This window comes from Streptomyces sp. NBC_00425 (assembly GCF_036030735.1).
In the GTDB taxonomy this organism is placed as follows: Bacteria; Actinomycetota; Actinomycetes; order Streptomycetales; family Streptomycetaceae; genus Streptomyces.
Genome location: NZ_CP107928.1, coordinates 7,187,892 through 7,203,249 on the forward strand (window position 1 = coordinate 7,187,892; position 15,358 = coordinate 7,203,249).

The 15,358-nt window shown below is 73.2% G+C and carries 15 protein-coding genes; 8 read left to right on the forward strand and 7 right to left on the reverse strand.

Going from position 1 to position 15,358, the window contains the following annotated elements; genetic code table 11:
* Positions 1–21: 21 nt before the first annotated feature.
* Positions 22–513, forward strand: coding sequence for an FBP domain-containing protein (locus OHS82_RS31535; protein ID WP_057580182.1), 492 nt, complete (start codon positions 22–24; stop codon positions 511–513).
* A gap of 212 nt (positions 514–725) precedes the next feature.
* Here OHS82_RS31535 and OHS82_RS31540 read toward each other — a convergent pair whose 3' ends face one another.
* Together OHS82_RS31540 and OHS82_RS31545 are read right to left on the reverse strand one after the other, a co-directional pair.
* Entirely contained in the window at positions 726–1,724 is a 999-nt protein-coding gene (locus OHS82_RS31540) for an acyl-CoA dehydrogenase family protein (protein ID WP_277922398.1), read from the reverse strand.
* Complete coding sequence (locus OHS82_RS31545) at positions 1,721–2,860, reverse strand: acyl-CoA dehydrogenase family protein (protein WP_057580184.1); 1,140 nt, start codon at positions 2,858–2,860, stop codon at positions 1,721–1,723. Before OHS82_RS31545 ends, OHS82_RS31540 begins: the two co-directional genes overlap by 4 nt.
* A gap of 72 nt (positions 2,861–2,932) precedes the next feature.
* Between OHS82_RS31545 and OHS82_RS31550 the strand changes: the two genes are divergently transcribed.
* From OHS82_RS31550 to OHS82_RS31560, 3 genes are read left to right on the forward strand one after another with little or no spacing between them, the layout of a single operon-like run.
* Entirely contained in the window at positions 2,933–3,721 is a 789-nt protein-coding gene (locus OHS82_RS31550; RefSeq protein WP_057580186.1) for an SDR family oxidoreductase, read from the forward strand.
* Between the two features lie 15 nt (positions 3,722–3,736).
* Positions 3,737–4,372, forward strand: coding sequence for a TetR/AcrR family transcriptional regulator (locus tag OHS82_RS31555; RefSeq protein WP_370444149.1), 636 nt, complete (start codon positions 3,737–3,739; stop codon positions 4,370–4,372).
* 35 nt (positions 4,373–4,407) lie between these two features.
* Positions 4,408–5,565: an acetyl-CoA C-acetyltransferase gene (locus OHS82_RS31560; protein ID WP_057580190.1), complete on the forward strand. Its 1,158-nt coding sequence runs from the start codon at positions 4,408–4,410 to the stop codon at positions 5,563–5,565.
* A gap of 116 nt (positions 5,566–5,681) precedes the next feature.
* On the opposite strand, the gene OHS82_RS31565 is transcribed toward OHS82_RS31560, so the two are convergent.
* From OHS82_RS31565 to OHS82_RS31580, 4 genes are read right to left on the reverse strand one after another with little or no spacing between them, the layout of a single operon-like run.
* A complete protein-coding gene (locus OHS82_RS31565; protein ID WP_057580192.1) occupies positions 5,682–6,737 on the reverse strand; it encodes an NAD(P)H-dependent flavin oxidoreductase in 1,056 nt (351 codons plus the stop codon).
* Positions 6,737–7,456: a CoA-transferase subunit beta gene (locus OHS82_RS31570; protein ID WP_057580194.1), complete on the reverse strand. Its 720-nt coding sequence runs from the start codon at positions 7,454–7,456 to the stop codon at positions 6,737–6,739. The genes OHS82_RS31565 and OHS82_RS31570 overlap by 1 nt, the downstream gene beginning before the upstream one ends.
* A complete protein-coding gene (locus OHS82_RS31575) occupies positions 7,453–8,289 on the reverse strand; it encodes a CoA transferase subunit A (RefSeq protein ID WP_057580196.1) in 837 nt (278 codons plus the stop codon). The genes OHS82_RS31570 and OHS82_RS31575 overlap by 4 nt, the downstream gene beginning before the upstream one ends.
* The gene (locus OHS82_RS31580; protein ID WP_057580198.1) at positions 8,282–9,055 is read right to left on the reverse strand and encodes an enoyl-CoA hydratase family protein; all 774 of its coding nucleotides are present in this window, start codon (positions 9,053–9,055) and stop codon (positions 8,282–8,284) included. The genes OHS82_RS31575 and OHS82_RS31580 overlap by 8 nt, the downstream gene beginning before the upstream one ends.
* 54 nt (positions 9,056–9,109) lie before the next feature.
* On the opposite strand from OHS82_RS31580, the gene OHS82_RS31585 reads away from it, so the two are divergent.
* Both OHS82_RS31585 and OHS82_RS31590 read left to right on the forward strand, forming a co-directional pair.
* The gene (locus OHS82_RS31585; protein ID WP_057580200.1) at positions 9,110–9,880 is read left to right on the forward strand and encodes an SDR family oxidoreductase; all 771 of its coding nucleotides are present in this window, start codon (positions 9,110–9,112) and stop codon (positions 9,878–9,880) included.
* Between the two features lie 67 nt (positions 9,881–9,947).
* A complete protein-coding gene (locus tag OHS82_RS31590; RefSeq protein ID WP_057580202.1) occupies positions 9,948–10,853 on the forward strand; it encodes an SDR family oxidoreductase in 906 nt (301 codons plus the stop codon).
* Positions 10,854–10,901: 48 nt separating this feature from the next.
* Here the strand turns inward: OHS82_RS31590 and OHS82_RS31595 are convergent, their stop codons facing one another.
* Complete coding sequence (locus OHS82_RS31595) at positions 10,902–11,798, reverse strand: hypothetical protein (RefSeq protein WP_057580205.1); 897 nt, start codon at positions 11,796–11,798, stop codon at positions 10,902–10,904.
* Positions 11,799–11,884: 86 nt separating this feature from the next.
* On the opposite strand from OHS82_RS31595, the gene OHS82_RS31600 reads away from it, so the two are divergent.
* Both OHS82_RS31600 and pepN read left to right on the forward strand, forming a co-directional pair.
* On the forward strand, positions 11,885–12,235 hold the full coding sequence (locus tag OHS82_RS31600) for a chorismate mutase (protein ID WP_057580207.1): 351 nt from the start codon (positions 11,885–11,887) through the stop codon (positions 12,233–12,235).
* A 221-nt stretch (positions 12,236–12,456) separates the two neighbouring features.
* On the forward strand, positions 12,457–14,949 hold the full coding sequence (gene pepN, locus OHS82_RS31605) for an aminopeptidase N (protein WP_057580209.1): 2,493 nt from the start codon (positions 12,457–12,459) through the stop codon (positions 14,947–14,949).
* The last annotated feature ends 409 nt before the right edge of the window (positions 14,950–15,358 follow it).

The following is a 15,358-nucleotide window of genomic DNA, read 5'->3' on the forward strand; positions in this document are numbered from 1 at the left end:
AGGCAATTTAGCCTCGCCTATATGAAGCCGCTGACCGAAGCAGAGATCCGCGCCGCGTTCGTGAACTGTTCCAAGGGCGAGGCCAAGCGCCTGTCCGTGCCGCGTGACCTCACCGACCGTCCCTGGGACGACCTGGACTATCTGGGCTGGCGCGACCCCCAGGCCCCCGACCGCGCCTACCTCGCCGTGGAACTCGACGGCAGGCTGAAGGCCCTCGCCCTGCGCACCTCCGCCGCCGCCCCCGGGCAGTCCCGGCGCAGCATGTGCAGGCTGTGTCTGACCACCCACTCCGGCGGCGTCTCGCTGATGGTCGCGCCGAAGGCAGGCCGGGCCGGCCAGCAGGGCAACTCGGTGGGCGCCTACATCTGCAGCGACCTCGCCTGCTCGCTGTACGTGCGGGGCAAGCGGGACGCGGGCGTCGGGGCGCGACTGCACGAGACGATCACGCTGGAGGAGAGGATCGAGCGGACGGTCGCCCACCTCGCCGCGTTCGTCGCCACGGTGACGGGCTGACCCTCTGCCGTCTGCCGTCTGCCGTCTGCCGTCTGCCGTCTGCCGTCTGGCGTCTGCCGTCTGGCGTCTGCCGTCGCCGTCCACTGTCCGCTGGCCGCCGTATTCCGTCTGCCTTCGCCGCCCGCTGTCTGTCGTCTGCCGTCCTGCGTCCGTGGTCTCTCACCCGCGCGTCGCGGGGCCGGCCGGGGGGTGCGCCATCCCGCGGCGGCGGCTCAGGCGCGGTCGCGCAGCACCTGCGCCCGGCAGGCGTCCGGATCACCCCACGCCGTACGCAGCGCTCGGGCCTTGGTCAGCCACAGCGACAGGTCGTACTCCGCCGTGTAGCCGATCGCGCCGTGCAGCTGGAGCGCGGTGCGCGCGGTCGCGTACGCCGCCTCGCAGGCGCTCACCTTCGCGGCGGCCACGTCCGCCGGGGCCATCGTCACCGCCGCGCCCAGCACCAGGGGGCGGGCGAACTCCAGCGCGATCTTCGCGTCCGCCAGCCGGTGCTTGACCGTCTGGAACGACCCGATGGGCACGCCGAACTGGACGCGCCGGCGCACGTACCCCACCGTCCGGTCCAGCAGGGCGAGGCCCACGCCCAGCGCCTGCGCGGCGGTGGCGAGACGGGCCCACAGCAGGGCGCGGCCCGCGGGCGGGTCCGGGTCGAGGAGTTCACCGCCCGGCAGCAGCCGGGTGAGCCGGCGGGCCGGGTCCAGGGACGCGCGGACCGGGCCGTGTCCCGGGGCGAGCCGCAGCCCGTCCGCGGCCAGGACGAGACGTGCCGTCGCCGCGTCGCCGTCCAGGGCGTACCCGCCCTCCCGTGCCAGCGTCGCCATCGACTCGCCCGAGGCCAGACCCGGCAGGAACCGCCCGGCCGGGCCCGGTGCGCTGAGCGCCGCGGCCGCGGCCACCGTCTCCACCAGCGGCCCGGGCACCGCATACCGCCCCAACTCCACGAAGGCGACAGCCAGTTCGACCGGTCGCGGCCCCAGCCCGTCGTACGCCTCAGGGACGGCCAGCGCGAAGACCCCGGCCGCGGCGATCCGCGACCACAGCGCCCGCCCGGACGCCCGCTCGCCGCGGCTCCAGTCACGGATCACGGCGGGTGCGCCGGCCGCGGTCAGCATCGCGCCCAGCGACCCGGCGAAGGCCCGCTGCTCGGCGTCGAGGAGGAAGCGCGGCGCGGGCTCGGGCGCCGCCGGTGCGGGGGTGTGCGGCGAGACCGTCACCGGCGCCCCCTCGGCAGACCGAGCAGGTGCTCGGCGATGATGTCGCGCTGGATCTCGTTCGTGCCCGCGTAGATCGGTCCGGCGAGCGCGAAGACATACCGCTGCGACCACTCCGCGTCGGCGAACTCGCCCTCCTCGCCGAGGAGGTCGAGCGCCGTCTCGTGCAGGGCGATGTCGTACTCGGACCAGAAGACCTTGTTCAGACTCGCCTCGGCTCCGACGCGCTCGCCGCCGAGGAACCGGGAGGCGGTCGCGTAAGTGGCCAACTGGTAGGCGCGGGCGCCGATCAGCGCGTCGGCGACCTGTGCCCGCGCGCCCTGCGGACTGCCCTGCGCCCGCCAGAGCGCGTGCAGCCGCTCGGCCGCTGCGAGGAAGCGGCCGGGGGAGCGCAGCGTCAGCCCGCGTTCGTCGGCCGCCGTCGCCATCGCGATCCGCCAGCCCTGGCCGGGCTCGCCGATCACGTCCTCGTCCGGCACGAACACCTCGTCCAGGAACAGCTCGGCGAACGCCGGCTTCCCGTCGAGACGGCCGATCGGGCGGACGGTGACGCCCTCCGCGCGCAGGTCGAACATGACGTAGGTGAGCCCTTGGTGGGGTTTCGGGGCCCCGGGGTCACTGCGGAAGAGGCCGAAGGCGCGGTCGGCGAAGGCCGCGCGCGAGGACCACGCCTTCTGGCCGCCGAGCCGCCAGCCGCCGGGGACCCGCACCGCGCGGGCGCGCAGCGAGGCCAGGTCCGAACCGGCCTCCGGCTCCGACCAGGCCTGCGCCCAGACGGTCTCGCCGCGCGCCATCGCGGGCAGCACCCGCGCGCGCTGCTCCTCGGTGCCGTGCTCGAACAGGGTCGGCGCGAGGAGGCTCACGCCGTTCTGGCCGACCCGGCCCGGGGCGCCCGCCGCGTAGTACTCCTCCTCGAAGAGCAGCCAGCGCACGAGGCCGCACTCCCGTCCGCCGTACCGGCGCGGCCAGTTCACCACCGACCAGCCGCCCGAGGCCAGTTCGGCCTCCCACGCGCGGTGCGCGGCGAAGCCCTCGGCGGTCTCCAGCGAGGGCAGCGGCTCGGGCGGCACATGCGCGTGCAGCCATTCCCGGGCCTCGGCGCGGAACGCCTCGTCGGCGGGGGAGTGCGTGAGATCCACGGGCGCTCTCCTACGGGTGCTTTCGCGGGACCGTTCTTCCCTAACAAGTGTTTGGTAGGTTAGCGTGGCTCCATGACAGGCGTCGAGAGTCCGGCATACGTGCCCGGCCACGGGCTGCTCAGGGGGCGCACCGCCGTCGTCACGGCCGCGGCCGGGGCCGGCATCGGCGGAGCCGTCGCACGGCGCTTCCTGGAGGAAGGGGCGCGCGTGCTGATCAGCGACGCCCACACCCGGCGGCTCAAGGCCCACGAGAGCGCGCTGGCCGAGGAGTTCGGGCCGGCGTCGGTGGCGGCCCTGCCCTGCGACGTCACCGACGAGGACCAGGTGCGGGCCCTGTTCGACGCCGCCGTCACCGCCCACGGCAGGTTGGACGTCGTGGTCAACAACGCCGGCCTCGGCGGCACCGCGCACCTCGCGGACATGACGGACGAACAGTGGACACGCGTCCTCGACGTCACGCTGAACGGCACCTTCCGCTGTACCCGGGCCGCCCTGCGGCGGATGCGCGACACCGGCGGCGGCGTCATCGTCAACAACGCCTCCGTCGTCGGTTGGCGCGCCCAGGCCGGACAGGCGCACTACGCCGCCGCGAAAGCGGGCGTGATGGCGCTGACCCGCTGCGCGGCGATCGAGGCCGCCGCCTACGGCGTGCGGGTCAACGCCGTCTCACCCAGCCTCGCCATGCATCCGCACCTGGTGAAGGTCACCTCCGCCGAACTACTGGAGGAGCTCACCGGACGCGAGGCCTTCGGACGGTACGCCGAGCCCTGGGAGGTCGCCAACGTGATCGTGTTCCTGGCGTCCGGCTACTCCTCGTACATGACCGGCGAAGTGGTCTCCGTCAGCGGCCAGCATCCTTAGGACGACAATGGACGCGTGCCTCCTACGAAGCCCCGTACGCCCCCTGCGAAGAAGAAGCCCCAGGTGACCGCCGCGCCCGCCCGTCGCCGCGAACTCCTCGAGACCGCCGCCGAGGTCTTCGCCGAGCAGGGCTACAACGCCACCACCGTGCGCAAGATCGCGGACCACGCGGGCATGCTCGCGGGCAGCCTCTACTACCACTTCGACTCCAAGGAGTCGATGCTCGAGGAGATCCTGCGCAGCTTCCTCGACGAGCTGTGGGACGGCTACGACACCGTCCTCGCCGCCCCGCTGGGCCCCCGCGAGACCCTCGAGGCGCTGGTCACCGAGTCGTTCCGGGAGATCGACCGGCACCGCGCCGCCGTCGCGATCTACCAGAAGGAGAGCAGGCAGCTCGTGGTGCAGGAACGGTTCGCGTTCCTCGCCGACTCACAGCGCAGGTTCGAGACGGCGTGGCTCTCCACGCTGGAACGCGGAGTCGCGGCCCGGGTCTTCCGGGCCGATCTCGACGTCCGTCTCACCTACCGGTTCGTCCGCGACACGGTGTGGGTCGCCGCGTCCTGGTACCGGCCCGGCGGGCAGCACAGCCCGGAGGAGATCGCCCGCCAGTACCTGTCGATGGTGCTGGACGGCATCGCCGTCCGTGAATAGTCCACTGACGTGCCCCTTTGCATGAGGGAGTTGCCATGGCCGAGGCCTACATCGTCGAAGCGGTCCGTACGCCCGTCGGGCGGCGGGGGGGAGGTCTGTCCGGCGTGCACCCGGCGGATCTCGGCGCGCACGTCCTGAAGGAGCTCGTCGCCCGTTCGGGCGTGGACCCGGCGGCCGTCGAGGACGTCGTCTTCGGCTGTCTGGACACCGTCGGACCGCAGGCCGGGGACATCGCGCGGACCTGCTGGCTGGCCGCCGGGCTCCCCGAGGAGGTGCCGGGCGTGACCGTCGACCGGCAGTGCGGCTCCTCGCAGCAGGCCGTGCACTTCGCCGCCCAGGGCGTGCTGTCCGGCACCCAGGACCTGGTCGTCGCGGGCGGTGTGCAGAACATGTCGCAGATCCCGATCGCCTTCGCCACCCGGCAGGCCGCCGAACCGCTCGGCTTCACCCAGGGCCCGTTCGCCGGCAGCGAGGGCTGGCGGGCACGGTACGGGGACCGGCCCGTCAACCAGTTCGCCGGCGCCGAGATGATCGCCGCCAAGTGGGGCATCAGCCGGCAGGACCAGGAGGAGTTCGCCCTGCGCTCCCACCTGCGGGCGGTACGCGCGATCGACGAGGGCCGCTTCACGCGCGAGACCGTCGCCCACCGGGACGTGACGACCGACGAGGGGCCGCGCCGGGACACCTCCCTGGAGAAGATGGCCGCGCTGAAGCCCGTCATCGACGGCGGCACCGTGACCGCCGCCTGCTCCTCGCAGGTCTCCGACGGCGCGGCCGCGCTGCTGCTGGCCTCCGAGGACGCCGTCCGCGAGCACGGGCTACGGCCGCGGGCCCGCGTCCACCATCTCTCGGTGCGCGGCGAGGACCCCATCCGCATGCTGACGGCCCCGATCCCGGCCACCGCGCACGCCCTGAAGAAGACCGGCCTCACGATCGACGACCTCGACCTCGTCGAGATCAACGAGGCGTTCGCGCCCGTCGTCCTGGCCTGGCTGAAGGAGACCGGCGCGGACCCGGAGAAGGTCAACGTCAACGGCGGCGCGATCGCCCTCGGCCATCCGCTCGGCGCGACCGGCGCGAAGCTGATGACCACGCTGCTGCACGAACTGGAGCGCACGGGCGGCCGGTTCGGACTGCAGACGATGTGCGAAGGCGGCGGCCAGGCCAACGTGACGATCATCGAGCGGCTCTGACGGGACACCGGCCCCGTCGGAGCCGCGCGGAGGGCCGGTCGCAACGGCTGCAAGGCGGTCCGGGCGGGCGGCGAAGGCGCGGGCCGGACCGGGCGCCGGGCGAGGAGGCGAGGGCGTCAGGGGTTCGCGAGCCGGTCCAGGGCGGTCAGCACGTCCTGCGCCTCCTTCATGATCCGTTCCACCAGCTCCGCGCACGACGGCAGGTCGTCGATCACCCCGGCGACCTGCCCGGCGGCCATCACACCCGCCTCGGGGCGACCCTCCACCATCGCGGACCTCAGCAGCATCGGCGTGTTCGCGGCCAGCAGCACCTGACTCCAGGCGAGGTCCTTGCCGTGCCGCAACGCCAGGCCGTCGCGGACCATCTGCCGCCAGGTGAGACCCGACAGCCTGCGGAAGCCGGCCGCGTGACGCGCCGCACGCAGCAGCGCCCGGACCCGGCCCGCGGCCTCCAGACCGTCGACCAGCGGCGTGCGCAGCATGCGGTGCGGAAGGCCGTCCACCGCCCGGGTGACCGTGACGTCCCGTACCGTCGCCGCCAGATACCGCGCCTTCACCGCCTCCGGGACCGGCGAGTCCGACGTGAGCAGGAACCGCGTGCCCATCGCGACGCCGGCCGCCCCGTACGCCAGCGCCGCCGCCAGCCCCCGCCCGTCGAAGAAGCCGCCCGCCGCCACGACGGGGACGTCCACCGCGTCCACCACCTGCGGCAGCAGGACCGTCGTCGCCACCTCGCCGGTGTGGCCGCCGCCCTCACCGCCCTGCACGATCACCGCGTCCGCGCCCCACGCCGCCACCTTCTCGGCGTGCCGGCGGGCCCCTATGGACGGGATGACGACGACACCCGCCTCCTTGAGGCCGGCGATCAGCTCGGCGGAGGGGGCCAGCGCGAACGACGCGACCCGCACCCCCTCGTCGACGATGATCCGGACCCGGTCGCCGGCGTCCGCCGCGTCGGCCCGCAGGTTGACCCCGAACGGCGCGTCCGTGCGCGACCTCACCTCCCGCACCGCCGACCGCAGCTGGTCGAGGGTCATCGTCGCCGAGGCCAGGACGCCGAGCGCCCCCGCCTGAGCCGTGGCCGACACCAGCCGCGGACCCGCCACCCATCCCATGCCGGTCTGCACGATCGGGTGACGGACCCCGACCAGCCGGGTGAACGACGTCTCCATCAGGCCGGCACCTCCCGGGCGCGGGCGCCGCCCGGGTCGATCACCTCACGGATCAGCCGCAGCTCCTGCGCCGTCGGCTCACGGGTGTACGGCACCTCGTCCGCGACGGCCAGATCGAACCCCGTCGCCTCCCGGACCTGCTCGACGCTCACCCCGGGATGCAGCGAGGCCAGCCGCATCGACCGGTCGGGCGTGGCGAAGTCGAAGACGCCGAGGTCGGAGACGACCCGCGGGATGCGGTGGTGCCGGGCGCCGGCCGCACGGTCGTACCCGACACCGCACACCATGTCGACCTTCGCGACGAAGACCCGCCGGGAGTGCCTCGGGATCCAGTAACTCGTCGGATTGTTCAGGGTGTTGACGGGTGCGCCGCGCACCCCGAGGAGCTGCCGCACCGGCTTCGCCCAGTCGCCGACGCAGGAGATGTTCTGGTTCCCGTACCGGTCGATCTGGCTCGCGCCCATCATCACGTGCCGCCGGCCGCCGGTGACCAGCTCCAGGTGCTGCCGGTAGGGCAGCCAGCCCTCCGTCGTGCCGTCCGGACGCACGATCAGCGCCTCGCCGTCGGTCAGCAGGAGATCCGGCGAGAAGGTGAGCCGGGCGAGCCGGGCGCCGGCCGAGGGGATCACTCCCATGGGGCTCGCCAGGATCTCGCCCGCGCCCCGCCAGGCCTCGGCGCAGGCGATCACGCAGTACTCGGCACGCGTGGTCCGGCTCACGAGTCCTCCCCGACCGCCGACCGGTACGCCTGTTCGTCCCCGGCGAGGTAGCGGGCGGCGAACTGCGCCCAGGGCGTCGTCGCGTACCGCTTCTGGAACGCCTCGTCCCGGCCGTAGTCGGGTGCGCAGGACGTGAAGTGCGCCCCGTTCGGAGCCTCCACCACCCCCGTCACCGTGTGCCGCTTGATCAGCAGCGACTGCGGCGGCGCCTCCTTCGTCAGCTCGGCCGTGTCGACGACGCGCTCGCAGCTGACGTACGCCGCGTCCGCCGCCTCGCAGAACAGGTCGTCGAAGTACGGGTCCGGCCCCAGGTACTGACCGTTGCCCAGCCGGTCGGCCCGGTTGACGTGCACCAGCGCCGCGTCCAGCCGCAGGGCGGGCATGGCCACGAACGTCTCCCCGTCCTCGTACGGCGACGTCACCGTGCGCAGGCCGGGGTTGACCCGCATCACGTCCGAGCCGAGGCCCGCCCGCACGGGCAGGAACGGCAACCGGTGCGCCGCCGCACGCAGCCCCCACAGGAACATCGCCTCGTCGACCTCCGTCAGCTCCAGCGCCCCGCTCTCGCGGGCCGCCCGGTAGTGCGGCTCCAGCGGGATCGAGTCCAGCGTGGCGAACGCGGCGACCAGCCTGCGGATCCGCCCGGCCGCCGCGAGCATGCCGACGTCGGGGCCGCCGTACGAGACCACGGTGAGGTCGGTGACCTCCGACCGCAGCAGCGCCCGCACCAGCGCCATCGGCTTACGGCGCGAACCCCAGCCGCCGATGCCGAGCGTCATGCCGCTCTCCAGACGGGAGACGGCCTCCTCGGCGCTCATCGTCTTGTCACTCACCCGAGCTCTCCTCCCGTGCGACCCTGCCGAAGGCGTCCCGGACCCGGTCCGCCACGCCGCCGACGCTCGCCTCGTACGTGAACCCCTGCTCGAAGCGGTAACTGCGGCGCACGTCGACCGGATCGATGCCGTTGATGGCGGCCTTGGCCAGGCGCACCAGCTCGCCGTCCTTCGCGGCGATCTCACCGGCGAGCTCCAGCGCGGCCGCGCGCAGTTCACCGGGGGGCGTCACCCGCCACACCGAGCCGTGCGCCTGCAGTTCGGCCGCCGTGACCGTGCGCGAGGTGTAGTAGAGGGCGCGCAGCAGATGCTGGGGCACGAGCCGGGCCAGATGGGTGGCCGCGCCCAGCGCGCCCCGGTCCAGCTCCGGCAGCCCGAACACGGCGTCCTCGCTCGCCACGATCACGTCCGCGTTCCCCGCGAGGCCGACGCCCCCTCCCAGACAGAACCCCTGGACGGCCGCCACGACGGGGACCTCGCACTCGTACACCGCCGCGAACGCCTCGAAGCAGCCGCGGTTGGCGCCGATCAGCGCGCCCGCCCCCTGCGCCTGGATCTCCTTGATGTCGACGCCCGCGTTGAAGCCCCGCCCCTCGGCGGCCAGCACCACGCACCGCGTGCCCGGATCGCGGCCGGCCGCGCGCACGGCGTCGGCCAGGGCGAACCAGCCGTGCACCGGCAGGGCGTTCACCGGCGGGAAGTCGACCGTGACGAGCGCGATTCCCTTTTCCGCCCCCTTTTCCGGGGACGAGGTGGAGACACCCATGGAAGCATCAGCTACCTTTCCACCAAACGTTTGTTAGGTGGAAGGTAGCAGCCGATGAAGCTGGACGGGAAGGTCGCCGTCGTCACCGGCGGCACCCGGGGAGTGGGCGCCGGGATCGCGCGCTCCCTCGCGCGCGCCGGCGCCGAGGTCGTCGTCTGCGCCCGACGGCCCCCCGACACCCCGCTGCACGGAGCCCGGTTCGTGCCGCTGGACGTACGGGACGCCGACTCCGTACGGACCTTCTTCGCCGGGATGCCCCGGCTCGACGTCCTCGTCAACAACGCGGGAGGCGCCCCGTACCGGCCGCTCGCCGCGGCCGACGCGCACCGCCACGCCCGCGTGATCGAGCTCAACCTCCTCGCCCCGCTCACGGTGTCCCTCGCCGCCCACGACCACCTCAGGCGCGCGCGGGGCTCCATCGTGATGATCGGCAGCGTCAGCGGCGGCCGCCCCTCACCCGGCACCGCCGCCTACGGCGCCGCCAAGGCAGGCCTGGAGAGCCTCGCACGGTCCATGGCCGTCGAATGGGCGCCGGAGATCCGGGTGAACACCCTGGTCGTCGGCATGGTCCACACCGAGCGCACCCACCTCCACTACGGCGACGACGACGGCGTCGAGGCCGTCGCCCGCACCGTCCCCCTCGGCCGCCTCGCCCTCCCCGACGACGTCGGCGACGCGGCCGTCTTCCTCGCCTCCGACGCGGCCGCCTACATCAGCGGAGCCAGCCTGCTCCTGCACGGCGGAGGCGAACGGCCCGCCTTCCTCGACGCCGCCACCGCCGACAAGACGACCCGAGACGACCCGAGCGGACCTGAGCGGACCTGAGCGGACCTGAACGACCTGGCGGCATGACAGACGTGAGAGACATGAGAGACGTGAGAGGGGAACCGCGATGAGCGGAATCTGCGACGGACGGGTCGTCGTCGTCACCGGCGCCGGACGCGGCCTGGGGCGCGCCCACGCCCTCGCCTTCGCCGCCGAGGGCGCCCGGGTCGTCGTCAACGACCTCGGCGTCGGACTCGACGGCGCCCCCGGCCCCGACAGCCCCGCCCGGCAGGTCGCCGACGAGATCCGCGCGGCCGGCGGCACCGCCCTCGCCCACGGCGGCGACATCGCCACCCCCGAGGGCGCCGCGTCCCTCGTGACGACCGCCCTGGAGACGTACGGCCGGCTCGACACCCTCGTCAACAACGCCGGCTTCCTGCGCGACCGCATGCTCGTCAACCTCGACGAGGAGGACTGGGACGCCGTCCTGCGCGTCCACCTCAAGGGCCACTTCCTCACCCTCAAACACGCCGCCGCGCACTGGCGCGCCGAGGCCAAGGCGGGCCGCACACCCGCCGCCCGCATCGTCAACACCGCGAGCGGCGCGGGACTGCTCGGCTCGGTCGGGCAGGGCAACTACAGCGCCGCGAAAGCCGGCATCGTCGGACTCACCCTCGTCGCGGCCGCCGAACTCGCCCGCTACGGCGTCCAGGTCAACGCGATCGCGCCCGCCGCCCGCACCCGCATGACGGAACACACCTTCGCCGCCGCCATGGCCGCCCCCGAGACCGGCTTCGACGCCATGGCCCCCGCCAACGTCTCCCCGCTGGTCGTCTGGCTCGGCTCCACCGCCAGTGAAGGCGTCACCGGACACGTCTTCGAGACGGAGGGCGGCCGGATCACCGTCATGCAGGGCTGGCGGCCCGGCCCGACCGCGGACACCGGAAGACGCCGCAGCCCCGCCGAGGCGGGAGAGGCCGCACGCAAGCTCCTCGCGGACGCGGAACCCCCCGGACGCCCCTACGGCGCGTGACACCCGCCCACCGGCACGGGGCCGCGTCGATCCGCCACCGCACCCACCTCACGTGTCGCACTCCAGCACGGTCCTGCACAACCCGCAGCGGGCCCGGACCCGCCCCCTGACCGGAACCCGAATCCGCTGACGACAGGTAGGACAGGCGAACGTCACCCGCAACGGCCCCTGCGGATCGTGCACGAACGCATACGGGGCGCCCGCATCCCCAGGACCCGCCCGAACGCCCTGCGCATGCCGTCGGTCACGGGCATAACGCCGCCGGCCCGCCCAGCCCGCCGCCGTCAGCGGCGGCTGCCGCTCGTCGAACCGCGCCCGCTCCAGACCCCGCCCGTACGCCTCGTACGCCTGCGCGCTCGTGAACCACACCGACGGATCCTCGCCGAACACCAGCGACCGCTTCGCCAGCACGTACCCGAACTCCTCCGGCGTCAGATACCCCAGCTTCTGCGACGACGCCCCGTCCACCCGGTAGGCGTCCAGCAGCAGCCAGCCCGCACCCAGATACGTCGTCGCCGTGTCCGTCAGAATCTCGTTGTCCCGCGTCCCCGCGAACGACAACCCCACCCGGTGCAGGTATACGTGCATGATCTCGTGCGCCAGCGCCGCACCGATGTCCCGACGATGTGTGCGGAAACGGTCGTTCAGCTCGACGAAGTACTCCGGCCCCGCCGCGAGCTCGATGTGCGCCGCATGCTCCATCTCCCGGAACGCCACGACCATCCGCGCGTCCGGCAACCGGTAGTGCCGCACCAGCTCCCGGGCCACCCGCTGCGCCCCCAGATGCAGATCATCGGTGTCGCAGAACGCCACGTCGGCCGGCGCCACACTCGTCGCGAACTGGTGGATCGTGTCGTACGACAACCGCCTGTACAACGCCGTCACCGCCGCCCGCACCGTCTCCAGATGCGGGTAACCGTGCTCGACCGGACCGCCGTTCGCCACGCCGCACCCCCAACACGCCGAGGACCCCATTCCACTGTACGGGCAGCCCGCAACGCCCGTCCGGACATGCCCTAGGGTGATCGCCCATGACCACCAGCAACACCCGCGCGCCCGGCGCCGGCGACGTCGACCCCGCCGTCCGCGAGGAGCTCGCCCGGTTGCGCGACAGCATCGACAACATCGACGCGGCCGTCGTGCACATGCTCGCCGAACGCTTCAAAGCCACCCAGCAGGTCGGCCATCTCAAGGCCCGCCACCAGCTCCCGCCCGCCGACCAGGCCCGCGAAGCCCGCCAGATCGCCCGGCTGCGCACCCTCGCCGAGAACGCCAAGCTCGACCCCGCCTTCGCCGAGAAGTTCCTCAACTTCATCATCGCTGAAGTGATCAGACACCATGAGCGGATCGCCGAGGACGCCGCGGCACCCCCGCACAGCTGATCTGATCCACACCGCCCCGCAGCGCTGCGGCCGAGACCGCGGCCGCGGGCACCACGACCGGCGCCACGACCGGCAGGCGACCGGGCACATGCCCGGCAGGCGACCGGCACATGCCCGGAGCGGAATCGGCACAGGACCGGCGCTCCGGCGCGAGAAGGGACATAGGGCGCGTACCGATCCGCCCCTGTGCCCGGCCAGCGGCATCAGGCAGCATGTCGTGCATGTCCGTACTGACGCGCGACGAAGCGCAGAACCGTGCCAAGCTCCTCGACGTCCTCCGCTACACCATCGAGCTCGACCTGACGACCGGCGACGAGACCTTCGAGTCCAGCACCGTCATCCGGTTCGCCGCGCGCACCCACGAGGACACCTTCGTCGAGATCAGGCCCGCCGCACTGCACTCCGTCACCCTCGACGGCGAGCCCGTCGACCCCGAGACGCTCGACGACAACCGGCTCCCCCTGACCGGCCTCACCGCCGGCGAGCACGAACTGCGCGTCCACGCGAGCATGCGCTACTCCCGCACCGGCGAAGGCATGCACCGCTTCACCGACCCCACCGACGGCGAGACCTACCTCTACACCCAGCTGTTCATGGAAGACGTCCAGCGCGTCTTCGCCGCCTTCGACCAGCCCGACCTCAAGTCGGTCTTCGAACTCACCGTCCAGGCCCCCGACGGCTGGACCGTCCTCGCCAACGGCATCACCGAACACCTCGGCGACGGCCGCTGGCAGGCCGCACCCACCCCCCTGATCTCCACCTACCTCGTCGCCGTCGCCGCCGGCCCCTGGCACTCCGTGCGCACCGAACACCGCGGACTGCCCTTCGGCCTGCACTGCCGCCGCTCCCTCGCCCCCTACCTCGACGCCGACACCGACGAACTCCTCGACATCACACGCGCGTGCTACGACCGCTACCACGAGAAGTTCGAGGAGCCCTACCCCTTCGACTCCTACGACCAGGCGTTCGTCCCCGAGTTCAACGCCGGCGCCATGGAGAACCCCGGCCTCGTCACCTTCCGCGACGAGTTCGTCTACCGCTCCGCCGTCACCGACACCGAACGCCAGACCCGCGCCATGGTCATCGCCCACGAGATGGCCCACATGTGGTTCGGCGACCTCGTCACCCTCCAGTGGTGGGACGACATCTGGCTCAACGAGTCCTTCGCCGAGTACATGGGCTACCAGACCCTCACCGAAGCCACCCGCTTCCACGGCACCTGGACCGAGTTCGGCGTCGTCCGCAAACCCTGGGGCTACGACGCCGACCAGCGCCCCTCCACCCACCCCGTCGCCCCCGAGAACGTCGACGACACCGCCTCCGCACTTCTCAACTTCGACGGCATCTCCTACGCCAAGGGCGCCTCCGCACTGCGCCAGCTCGTCACCTGGCTCGGCGAGAAGAACTTCCTCGCCGGCATCAACACCCACTTCGCCCGACACCGCTTCGCCAACGCCACCCTCGCCGACTTCATCGACTCCCTCGCCGCCCACACCGACCGCGACGTCCACGCCTGGGCCGACGCCTGGCTCCGCACCACCGGCGTGGACACCCTCGTCCCCACCCTCAGCGGCTCCAACGGCGACCACACCCTCACCGTCGACCACCACGGCAGCCGCCCCCACCGCGTCGGCGTCGGCCTCTACGACCTCGACCTCGCCGACGAAAACCGCCACCTCACCCTGCGCCGCCGCCTCGAGATCGACATCCCGCAGAGCACACCCGAACCCCTCGGCAAGCGCCCCGCCCTGCTCCTCCTCAACGACGGCGACCTCACCTACGCCAAGGTCCGCTTCGACCCCGGATCCTTCGACACCGTCCGCGCCCGCCTCAGCGGCCTGCCCGACCCCCTCACCCGGGCCGTCGTCTGGAACGCCCTGCGCGACGCCGTCCGCGACGGTGAACTCGCCCCCGCCGCCTACCTCGAGACCGCCCGCGCCCACCTCCCGCACGAGACCGACCTCGCCCTCGTCCAGGGCGTCCTCACCTTCGCCTCCGGCCAGGCCGCCGACCGCTACGCCACCCCCGAACAGCGCCCCGCCGCCCTCGCCGCGCTCTCCGCGCTCTGCCGCGACCTCATCCGCCGCACCGAGGACGGCGACCACCCCAGCCTGCGCCTCATCGCCGTACGCCACTTCATCGCCGTCGCCGCCCACCCCGAGACCATCGCCGCCTGGCTCGCCGACGGCACCGTCCCCGGCGGCCCCGAACTCGACCCCGACCTGCGCTGGCGCGTCCTCGCCCGGCTCGCCGTCCTCGGCGCCGTCGACGACGCCGCCATCACCGCCGAACTCGACCGCGACCCCTCCGCCACCGGCCGGGAAGGCGCCGCCCGCTGCCGGGCCGCCCTGCCCGACGCCGAGGCCAAACGCACCGCCTGGGCCGCCATGTTCGAGGACGACGACCTCTCCAACTACCTCTTCACCGCCACCGCCCAGGGCTTCTGGCAGCCCGAACAGGCCGACCTCGTCGCCGACTACGTCCCACGCTTCTACCAGGACGCCGTCGCCGTCGCCGCCCGCCGCGGCCCCGCCATCGCGGACGCCGCCGGCCGCTGGGCCTTCCCCGGCCACGCTGTCGACCCCGACACCCTGCGGCTGGGCGAACAGTGCCTCACCGACGCCCACCCCATCCCGGCCCTGCGCCGCAAACTCGTCGACCAACTCGACGACCTGGCACGCGCGTTGCGAGTACGCGAAGCCCACCAGGGCTGACACCCCCGGCGACGGCCCCGCACGCCCCGGCCGGCGTGCGGGGCCCTACGGCCCGGCCGAGCCACAACTCGGCCCGCGCACCGCCCCTTCGCGCGGCCCGACCGCCGGACGAAACCGTTCCCCCGGCGCCCAACCCGATGCCACTGCCCTCGTCACGCGCCTGAGCCCCGCCGCCCGCGCCAGCAGCGCCCCGGCCACCGTGCGCCCCAGGCCCCGCCGACGGTTCCCCCCGGCACCGGCGGGAACCTCCCACCGCCACCGCACCGGGCTCCGGATGATCCCGCACGGCGTCCACCACACTTTCGGGTTCCTGTCCCCGGGCTTTCCGGACGCGTCGCCGTCCCAGCCGACAAGCTGGACCTCCCCGCTGCGGGCATCCGCCCCCGGCCCCGGAGGAACCCCCGTGAGC